The sequence below is a fragment of the Candidatus Magnetaquiglobus sp. genome (genome assembly GCF_058402785.1).
Genome location: NZ_JBZVFG010000005.1, coordinates 49,449 through 59,023, shown reverse-complemented (window position 1 = coordinate 59,023; position 9,575 = coordinate 49,449). Strand labels below are relative to the sequence as shown.

9 protein-coding genes are annotated in these 9,575 nt (G+C 63.2%); 4 read left to right on the top strand and 5 right to left on the bottom strand.

The window, feature by feature from the left end:
* From ACV4UY_RS03060 to ACV4UY_RS03040, 5 genes are all read right to left on the bottom strand, one after another.
* Nucleotides 1-1,600, bottom strand: a 1,600-nt coding sequence (locus ACV4UY_RS03060) for a VWA domain-containing protein (RefSeq protein WP_491606184.1), incomplete at its 3' end; no start/stop codon positions are given.
* Nucleotides 1,597-2,589: a vWA domain-containing protein gene (locus ACV4UY_RS03055; RefSeq protein WP_491606183.1), complete on the bottom strand. Its 993-nt coding sequence runs from the start codon at nucleotides 2,587-2,589 to the stop codon at nucleotides 1,597-1,599. The genes ACV4UY_RS03060 and ACV4UY_RS03055, both read right to left, overlap by 4 nt.
* 100 nt (nucleotides 2,590-2,689) lie before the next feature.
* Nucleotides 2,690-3,478, bottom strand: coding sequence for an ABC transporter permease (locus ACV4UY_RS03050; RefSeq protein WP_491606182.1), 789 nt, complete (start codon nucleotides 3,476-3,478; stop codon nucleotides 2,690-2,692).
* Entirely contained in the window at nucleotides 3,475-4,446 is a 972-nt protein-coding gene (locus tag ACV4UY_RS03045) for an ABC transporter ATP-binding protein (RefSeq protein ID WP_491606181.1), read from the bottom strand. The genes ACV4UY_RS03050 and ACV4UY_RS03045 overlap by 4 nt, the downstream gene beginning before the upstream one ends.
* Nucleotides 4,433-5,509 (bottom strand): hypothetical protein, encoded by a 1,077-nt coding sequence (locus ACV4UY_RS03040; protein ID WP_491606180.1) that lies wholly within the window; start codon nucleotides 5,507-5,509, stop codon nucleotides 4,433-4,435. The genes ACV4UY_RS03045 and ACV4UY_RS03040 overlap by 14 nt, the downstream gene beginning before the upstream one ends.
* 259 nt (nucleotides 5,510-5,768) lie before the next feature.
* Here ACV4UY_RS03040 and ACV4UY_RS03035 point away from each other — a divergent pair, with 259 nt between their 5' ends.
* The 4 genes from ACV4UY_RS03035 (at nucleotide 5,769) to cyoE (ending at nucleotide 9,440) form a co-directional block, all read left to right on the top strand.
* Complete coding sequence (locus ACV4UY_RS03035; RefSeq protein WP_491606179.1) at nucleotides 5,769-6,098, top strand: hypothetical protein; 330 nt, start codon at nucleotides 5,769-5,771, stop codon at nucleotides 6,096-6,098.
* Between the two features lie 57 nt (nucleotides 6,099-6,155).
* Complete coding sequence (locus ACV4UY_RS03030; protein ID WP_420904401.1) at nucleotides 6,156-6,692, top strand: cupredoxin domain-containing protein; 537 nt, start codon at nucleotides 6,156-6,158, stop codon at nucleotides 6,690-6,692.
* A gap of 14 nt (nucleotides 6,693-6,706) precedes the next feature.
* Nucleotides 6,707-8,437 (top strand): cbb3-type cytochrome c oxidase subunit I, encoded by a 1,731-nt coding sequence (locus tag ACV4UY_RS03025; RefSeq protein WP_491606178.1) that lies wholly within the window; start codon nucleotides 6,707-6,709, stop codon nucleotides 8,435-8,437.
* Nucleotides 8,438-8,564: 127 nt separating this feature from the next.
* Nucleotides 8,565-9,440: a heme o synthase gene (gene cyoE / locus ACV4UY_RS03020; RefSeq protein WP_491606177.1), complete on the top strand. Its 876-nt coding sequence runs from the start codon at nucleotides 8,565-8,567 to the stop codon at nucleotides 9,438-9,440.
* The last annotated feature ends 135 nt before the right edge of the window (nucleotides 9,441-9,575 follow it).

Genomic DNA, 9,575 nt, shown 5'->3' with positions numbered 1-9,575 from the left:
CCTTGCCTTCCTTGCCTTCCTTGCCTTCCTTGCCTTCCTTGCCTTCCTTGCCTTCGCGCCCTTTTGGGTCGGCGGAGGCTTGTTCCGGCGCATCCTTCCGGATTTCCCCTGGCTCCGGGCGGCTTTGGGACGCTTCTTTCGGCGCAGGCTCCGCGCCGGGTTGCTCACCAGACTTTCCCGGCTCCTTCTGGTCACCATTCGGGTCGTTTTTTTCGGAGGGATCTTGGGCCTTCTCGTCCAGAACCTTGCGCACCAGATCGCGGTTGTAGCGCGCGTCCGCATGGTTGGGATCGTGTTTCAGGGCCTCCTCATAGGCGTTGAGCGCCTGTTCGTGGCGCTCCTGACGGGCCAGGGCATTGCCGCGATTGTACCACCCCTCGGCACCCGACTGGGCCTGGAACGCCCGTTCCGCCTCCTCGAACCGCCCGGCCCGATAGAGCGCGCTCCCTTTCCAGGCCGGATGCATGAATCTTTGCGCGGCTTCCGATGGCGCTCCGGCCTGCAAGCGTTCCATGCCTTGCTGGTCCGGGCGTTTCCAGAGGCTCTCCCAGTCGAGCGCCTCCCCCGTGGCAGGCCAGAGCAGCAATCCGCACGCCACGCCGAGCACCCCGCGCCGAAAGCCCAGCGCGGCCAGTGGAAGCGCCAGCAACAGCAGCCAGGGCCCCTCCTCGTGCCACAGGTCCGCCATGCCGACGCCGCTTCCCGCACGCGCCGGGTCGGTCTCGTCGGTCGTTTCACCGGCAAGCAGCTGGTCCAGATCCGCGTCGTCGGCGGTCAGACGGGCGAAACGACCGTTTCCCAGGCGTGCCAGCTCCCGCAACGGGGGCTCTTCCAGGCGCGGGACGACGATACCGCCTTGGGAATCCTGCAAGAATCCCCCTCTTTTCAAACGGATCGGCGCCCCTTCCGGGGTGCCCGCCGCCAGCACCGACAGCCGTCGGCCCGCGTCCGTCAGCGTGCGGGTCTGCTCCAGGGTCGCGCCCGAGAGGTCGCCGTCGGTGATGAGCAGGATCTCTCCGCGCGCCACCCCGGATTGTTGCAACAGCTTGCCCGCCAGATGCAGGGCCAGCTCCGGACGACTGCCCAACAGGGGCATGATCTCGGTGGTCAGGGCGGGCAACTGGGCGCGGATGGTTTCGGTGTCGGTGGTGAGGGGGGAGACCAGAAAGGCATCCCCCGCATAGGCGATGAGCGCGGTGGTTCCCTCGCGGCGCCGTTTCAGCAGGTCGGCGATCTTGAGCCTGGCCCGTTCCAGCCGGCTTGGGGCCAGGTCTCCGGCATCCATCGACAAGGAGAGATCGAGCGCCACCACCAGGGCGTCCTGCTTTTGAAAGAGCGGTTGGGGCAGTTTGCGCCAAGCCGGTCCGGCCAGGGCAAGGATGGCGAGCAGGGCCGCCACGAGCAGCAGGCGCGGCAGACCGCGAGCGGTTCGGGTGACCGCTGGCGTGGTGAGGAGTCGGGGCAGAAGCTGGGGGTCGCACACCTTTGCCCAGTCGCTGGTCCGGTCGGAGCGAGGCGTCCGCGCAAGCCACACGAAGGGGAGCAGCGCCAACAGCGCGATCAGCCAGGCGGGGCGCAGCCAGTGGAACGATTCGATCACCGCCACCCCCTCCGCGCGGTGAGCGACAGCAGCCCGGCCAACAACAGGGCCGGGGCCAGCAGCCAGGGATAGAGGGCCCGGACCGGGCGCAGGATCTGTTGTTCGCGGCTGACCGGTTCCAGCTCGTCGAGCAGGCGGTAGATCTCCTCGAGCCGTCCGGTCTCCTTGGCGCGAAAGTAGCGCCCGCGGGTCATTTCGGCCATGTCGGTCAGGGTTTTTTCATCCAGATCGGTCGAGGGATTGACCTTTTGGGTGCCGAACAGGGTACGCACGGTCATTTCGTCGGCGCCGATGCCGATGGCGTAGATCTTGATTCCCTCATCCGCAGCCAGTTGCGCCGCCTTGATCGGCGTGACCACCCCGGCGGTATTGGCCCCGTCGGTGACCAGGATCAGGGCGCGGCTGTTTCTGGGCAGTGCGCGGATTTTTTTGACCGCCAGGCCGACCGCCTCGCCGATGGCGGTCTGATTGCCCGCCATGCCGATTTCAGCCTCCTCCAACAGGCGCGCCGCGGTTTCGCGATCCAGGGTCAGCGGCGCCTGGAGGTAGGCGTTGAGTCCGAAAAGGATCAACCCCACCCGATCCCCGATCCGGCGGCGGATGAATTCGGCACCCACCCGTTTGGCCACGGTGAGCCGGTCCACCGGTTGGTCGTTCTCGCGGAAATCCCTGGTCTGCATGCTTCCCGAAAGATCCACCGCCAGCAGCAGATCCCGACCGCTGGCCGGGATCTCCAGAGGCTCGCCCAGCCAGACCGGTCGCGCCGTGGCCAGGATCAACAGCAGCCAGGCACAAGCTGCCAGCATCATGCGCCAGCGTGGGGTGACGGCGCGGATGACGCGCGAGGGATGGGAGAGGTCGATGAACTCGTCCCAGAACGGGATGAGCAACGCGGCTTCGACCGGTTGGGGCGCGGGGGAGAGCACGCGCCTGACCAGCCAGGGCAGGGGGAGCAGCAGAAAAACCCAAGGCCATTCGAAGTGCAGCATGGGCGCGAGAACGGATCCGAGATCAAGCGGGCGTGAGCGGAATGGAAAAGGCCGCCATCAGGATAAACGGAGCGGACGCATGGGGCAAGTTCCCGGTTTGTCACCGGGGAGGAGGCGCACCCCGTTCCAGGCGGTTGATGCGCCACAGGGCCAGCAGGAGGCAAAGGCCCGCCCAGGCGGCGGCGATGGCGAGCGCGGTCCAGTAGTGGGGATCGGCGAGGAACACTCCCGGCGCCTGATAGAGCGGGGCGCGGATCAGGGTGAGGGCGTGGGTGACCGGATTGACGATCATCAGCGTCCAGAGCCAGCCGGTGGAGGGGTCGAGGGGAAACAGGGCGCCGGAGAGCATCCACATCGGCATCAGGAACACCGACATGATGGCGTGGAATCCCGAGGTGCTCTCCATGTTCCAGGCGATCAGGAAGCCGAGCGCCGTGAAGCCCAGGCAGGCGACCAGAAAGCCGAAGAGGATCCAGATCACGCCGCTGGCGGTGAGGGTGATGCCGATGAAGGGGGCGGCGAGCAGCAGGGGCACGGCCTGGAACAGGGCAACGCCGATGCCGCCCATCACCTTGCCGAGCACGATGGTGATGCGCGGTGCCGGGGAGGCGAGCACCCCCTGCATCAGTCCCTGGGCGCGATCCTCGATCAGGGTGATGGTCGAGAAGATGCCGGCGAAGAGCATGAGCATCAACAGCACGCCCGGATAGAAATATTCGATGTAGGAGAGTCGCTCCATGCCCGGCGCGCGGAAGCTCGGCGAGAATCCCGCCCCCAGCAGGGCCCACATCAGCAGCGGTTGGGCGAGACTGCCCACCACCCGTTCCGGCTGGCGGAAAAAGCGCACCATCTCGCGGCGCGCCAGGGAGAGGGCGGGACGGAGGATCATGGGGTCTCCTCCTCCTCGTCACGGGCCAGGGCGCGACCGGTCAGGTGGATGTAGAGATCCTCCAGGGAGGGTTGCTTGAGGGCCAGGGTGAGGATCTTCTCGCGGTGGTGTTTGAGCAGGGTATCCATGATGACGGGCAATTCCGCGCCTTGAATGCGCAGTTCGTGGTTCTGGATCTGGGTTTTCAACCCTGGATGGTCGTTCAAACCGGCGGCGAGTTGTTCGGGCTCGTCGCAGTCGATGACCAGCAGTTCCTCGCCGAGGCGTCGGGTGAGGTCTCGTGGCGTATCCACGGCCAGCAGCCTGCCGTGGCGCAGGATGCCCACCTGGTCAGCCTGCTCGGCCTCGGCGAAGATGTGGCTGGTCATGAGAATCGTCACCCCCTGGCGGTTTTTCAGGCGGCGCAGGGTGGCCAGAAAGGCGCTCCGTCCTCCTGGATCGAGTCCCACGGTCGGTTCGTCGAGAATCAGCAGGGCGGGCTCGTGGAGCAGCACCTTGATCAGCTCGGCCTGACGGGCCAACCCGCCCGACAGGGTGGCCACCCGGTCGTTCAGGCGTCCGCCCAGATCACCCCAGGCCAGGGCCGCCTCGAGTCGGGCCTGAAACAGATTGTTTGGCAGGTCGTGCAGATCGGCGTGGATCTTGAGGTTTTCCAGCACGGTCATGTGTTTGTCGAGGGCGGGGCGCTGAAACACCACCCCCATGCCGCGTCGGGCGGCATGGGGGTGGGCGATCAGGTCGTGGCCGAGGATTCGGATCGATCCTTCCGACGGCAGCAGCAGTCCGCTCAAGATCTTGAACAGGGTGGATTTTCCACTGCCGTTGGGTCCGGTGAGCACGAAAAAACTGCCGCGCGGAATGGTCAGATCCAGTCCGTCCAGGGCCAGGCGGGGCGGTTGGCGTCGTCGGCCCGGATAGGTGTGGGTGAGTCCCGCGATGCGGACGGCGGGTGAATCAGGCGGGGTCACGAGCCTGTCCCTTTTGATGGGCGGCGACGAACAGCACCGACAGAAGCAGCCAGGCGATGCCACCTGCCTGCCAGAACTCCGTCCACGGCAGAAAAAGCCCCATGGCGGGCAGGGCGACGCTGGCCAGATACAGGGCCAGATGCACCCCCCCCAGACGACCCGGATTGCGCTGTTCGTAGATGCCGAGCAGTTGTCCCAGGGTCCAGCCGGGCAGGATCAACACGCCGAACAGGAACCGGGTCCGTTCGTCTGGCACCAGGGGCCAGGTGCTCAGAACCAGGAAGGCCGCCACCCCCAACAGATCCCCGGCGCGCCAGAAGCGGTTGTCGTGGGCATGGGCCGAGATCATGGCGATGGTGGCGAACCCGGGCAACACGCATGGCCAGAGCCAGTAATCCCCGGCATTGGGATTGAAGAGCATCCATGGGATGAAACACAGCGAAAGAAAGGCGCCGATCACCACGGACATGGGCAGGGTGTCGTCGTGTCGGGCACGGGTGGCGCTGGTGCTCCGGCGCAGGGCCATGAGCATCAAGCCGGCCCAGCCGTAGATCCCCAGGGTCAGATGGACGCCCACCATGGACATGCGGTCGAACGCCAGGAAACCGTGAGCGTACTCCCCCAGAAAGATCGCGCCCAGGATCAGGACCGCGGTCAGGGAGAGGATGGAGAGTTTCAGGATGAGGATCAGGCCGTCGTGACGGGTGGCTGCAAAGAGCATCCGTCCGGCCTGGAGGATGAAGAATCCGATCCCCAGTCCCACCCCGGCGGAGGCGGCGAGCAGGTTCCAGCGGTGCATGTCGGTGCCGATGCCCAGGAATACGGTCAGCGCGCCAAGCGACAGGAAGAAAAGGGTCCAGCGGTTCAGACCGGGCCAGGGGAGGGGCTGACCGGTCCAGTAGGGCAGCCGTTCCAGCGCCAGGCCGATCAGGCTCATGGTCAGCACGCCGAGCACATAGAGATGGACCGTGGCCACCGTGGCCGGCAGCAGGAGGTGTTCATGCACCCGACCACCCCAGACCACCAGGACCGCGCCGGCCAAGGCGTGGAACAGGACGGCCACGCGCGTGAAACCGCGTGACACGGGTTGGGATGATTGGGCGGGCGTGGTGGAAGGTGTCAAGGTTTGGTTTCCGCGGGTTGGGCTGAACGGTTTGGATGGGGGGTGGACCGGTGAAATTCGGATCATGCATTGGAAATCGGATGAAATAACAGTGTGCAACAGAGAACGCGAGCGCGTCAAGCGTCGGGGTTGGTGAGGCGCGATGTGGTAAAATTCGTTTTTTTTGATCTTCCTTGATGCAGGTCAAGGAATGCGTGTCATGAGTGCATTAAATTGCGACGATCGAAAGAGGATCGGTTGGTTGTTATTCCGTGAAACTCCCTTGCGGAGATCTTCACGGATGGGGGGCGTGGGGGCGCTCCCCAAAAATTTCTCGATAAAGATCGTTTATTTATCAACTTCCACACTCCAAGGCGAGGGCATTATCATGCAAAAAATCGAAGACGACGACCCGAACGAGCCAGTACCCGGCATGCAACAGCTTTTGGATAACCCCTTCATGCTGCTGCTGATTGGTGTTCTTTTTCCCACGGTCTTCTATCTCCTGTGGGGGATCATGGAGATCATTTCCATCCCAGCCGTGAAATAAACTTTCAAAATTCAAAGGAACATCTATGCGCAATTACATTGGAAGGAGGGTTATCGCATGAGCATTCTGCCTCCCTCGCGGAGACTCTGGTGGAAGGAACCGGTCCACGGCATCGAGATGATCTGGATCATCATCGCCTTGTTGTGGTGTCTGGTGCTCTTCCTGTGGATGCCTTACTGGCATCTGTATGGCAAGCAAAACCTCTCCAACGAATCCTACAAGACCCCGCCCGAGGTGTTCGAGTCCAAGGCCAACGCCATGGCCAAGGCCCATACCGTGCGCACCGACGCCAAGTCCAACATCCCGGTGGTCCATCCCCCGGCGGGCAGCGATGTTTACATGCTGGGTCGTCTCTGGCAGTGGTGGCCGATCCTGGAGTTGGAGAAGAACAAATCCTATCGCCTGCACATCTCCTCCCTGGATTGGCAGCATGGCTTCTCCCTGCAACCGACCAACATCAATCTCCAGATCCTGCCTGGTTACGAGACCGTCGTCACCATCACCCCGGACCAATCGGGTGAGTTCGCCATCGTCTGCAACGAATATTGCGGCGTCGGCCATCACACCATGTTGGGCAAGATCTTCGTGAAATAAGGGAGAGCGCATACATGGCCGCCAAAATGTTTCGTCAATGCCCGGATACGGGCCTGTTTTTTCACAAATCGGCTGAATCGCTCATGAAGGCTCATGCCGTCTTCGGCGTGGTCTATCTGCTGTTGGGCGGTATCCTGGGTCTGCTCGTCGCCTTGACCCGTATGCCCTCCCTGCACATCCTGAGCGCGGAGAACTTCTATCTGGCCCTCTCCATCCATGGAACGGCCATCCTGATCTTCTGGATCATCTTCTTCGAAATGGCGGTGCTCTATTTCGCATCGTCCACGCTGCTGCGCACCCGGCCCGCGGCGCCCGGAATCGGCTGGATCGGCTTTTTGCTGATGGTGGCCGGCTCCACGCTGACCATGGTCGCCTTCCTGCGCGGCAACTCGAGCGTCATGTTCACCTCCTACGTGCCGATGCCGGCAGAGCCGATCTTCTACCTCGGCCTGATCCTGTTCGCCGTGGGCGCGCTGATCGGTTGCTTCCTCTTTCTGGCCACCCTTGTGGTCGCCAAGCAGGAGAAGACCTATGACGGCTCCATCCCGCTGGTCACCTTCGGTGCCCTCACCGCCACCATCATCGCCATCTTCACCATTGCCTCGGGCGCCGTGATCCTGATCCCGACGCTGCTGTGGTCCCTGGGCTTCATCAACCACATCGATCCGCTGATGTACCGCACCATCTGGTGGGCTCTGGGTCACTCCTCCCAGCAGATCAACGTGGCGGCCCACGTCTCCATCTGGTATGCCATCGCCGCCATCCTGTTCGGCGCCCGTCCCATGTCGGAGAAGGTCAGCCGTACCGCCTTCCTGCTCTACATCCTCTTCCTGCAATTGGCCAGTGCCCACCACATCCTGGCCGATCCGGGCGTCAGTTCCACCTGGAAGGTCTTCAACACCAGCTATGCCATGTATCTGGCCGTGCTCGCCAGCATGATCCATGGTCTGACCGTGCCGGGCTGCATCGAAGTCGCCCAACGCAAGAAAGGCTTCAACAACGGCCTGTTCGAGTGGCTGCGCAAGGCTCCCTGGGCCAACCCGGTCTTCTCGAGCATGTTCATCTCCCTGATCGTGTTCGGCTTCATCGGTGGCATCACCGGCGTGGTCATGGGTACCGAGCAGATCAACCTGATCATCCACAACACCATCTTCGTGCCCGGTCACTTCCATGCGACCGTCGCGGTCGGCACCACCATGGCCTTCATGGCGATCACCTTCTTCCTGATCCCGGTGTTGTTCCGGCGTCAGCTGATCTGGCCGAACGCCTGCAAATGGCAGCCCTACATCTTCGGCGGCGGGATGCTGATCCTCATCCTGTTCCTGCTCGGCGCCGGCACCCTGGGTGTTCCGCGTCGTCACTGGGACATCAACTTCTCGGATGCGGCCCTGCAATTCCAGTTCGCCGGAACCGCCGTCACCATGATGGGTATCGCCGGTCTCGGTGGTCTGCTGGCCGCCGTGGGTGGCGGGTTGTTCTGCCTGATCGCCGTGGGTTCGCTGGTCTTCGGCAAGCGTCTGGATCCGGGCGCCAGCCTGTTCTCCAGCTTCGGCTTTCCGATGGCCTCCTCCTGCTACACCATCGAGCAGCCCGGCAAGCTGGGTCTGGCCCCGATCGAGCAGGCCGGTGACGGCGGCGCCCAGGCCAAGGGGACCTTCGTTCTGGCCCTGGTCTTCCTGGCCGCCTTCGTCATCTACTTCTTCATCAACGCCAAGTATCTTTCGTCGATCTGGCCGATGAACTGATACGATTTTTCACCCCCGGGATGGGCTTTCATGCCCATCCCGGGATCTCCGTCTTGCGCAATTTATTCTGATTTGTTACCCTTTTTATTGATTTGATCAAGTTTTTCTCGATATTTTTTCAAGAGGCATGGGCATGTTCTCCCTGGTCAAGCAGATCCTGATTCTCTTCAAGCTGCGCATCGGCGTGGCCATGGCCCTGACCGCCGGGGCCGGCATCGTCGCGATGCCGGGACCTGCCCCTTCCGCGTCCGAGATCACCCTGTTGATCGTGGCCGTGCTGCTCTCCGCCGGCGCGGCGGGTGGGCTGAACCATTACCACGACCACGACATCGATGCCCGCATGGAGCGGACCCGCAACCGGCCCTTCGTCACCGGTGCCCTGCCGCACTCCCCGTCGTGGCTGCTCTTTTTCGCGCTGCTGGTGGTGGTCCCGGTCGGGCTGGTGTGGCATTACATCAACCCGGTCGCCGCCATCCATGTCTTCATGGGGGCCTTTTTTTACGGCGTGGTCTATACGGTCTGGCTCAAGCGGCGCACCTGGCTCAACATCGTCATCGGTGGTCTGGCCGGCAGCTTCGCCATCCTCTCCGGAACCGCCATCCTCCATCCCGAACCGACTCCGTTGGCCATGTCCCTGGCCTTCATCCTTTTTCTGTGGACCCCGCCGCACTTCTGGAGCCTCGCCATCGCCTTGAAAAAGGAGTACGACCAGGCCGGCATTCCGATGCTTCCGGTGGTGGCCGGCGAGTCTCACGCGGCCCGCACCGTCTTCTTCAACACCGTGCTGTTGGCCATCGCCTCCCTGCTCCCGGCTTTTTTCGGCATGGGCTGGGTCTATCTGCTCGGCGCTTTGACCGGAAGCGCGATCTTCTTGGCGAAAAGCTGGCGTCTGGTGCATAATCCCACCTCGTCCCAGGCGATGGTCAGCTTTCGCGCCTCCCTGATCCAGCTCGCGCTTTTTCTGGCCGCTCTCTACATCGAGGGCAGTCTCGTTCCGGTTTGAGCGCGCTTTCGGATTTTCACCGCGTCGCTTCATCCACGTCTGCCGTGCGGGGTCTCCATCGGCTGAGGTCTGTGTCATGTTTGTTTTCGCGGATTTACCATGGAACTTCCGAAGGAAGGTCCATGGTGCGGGGGG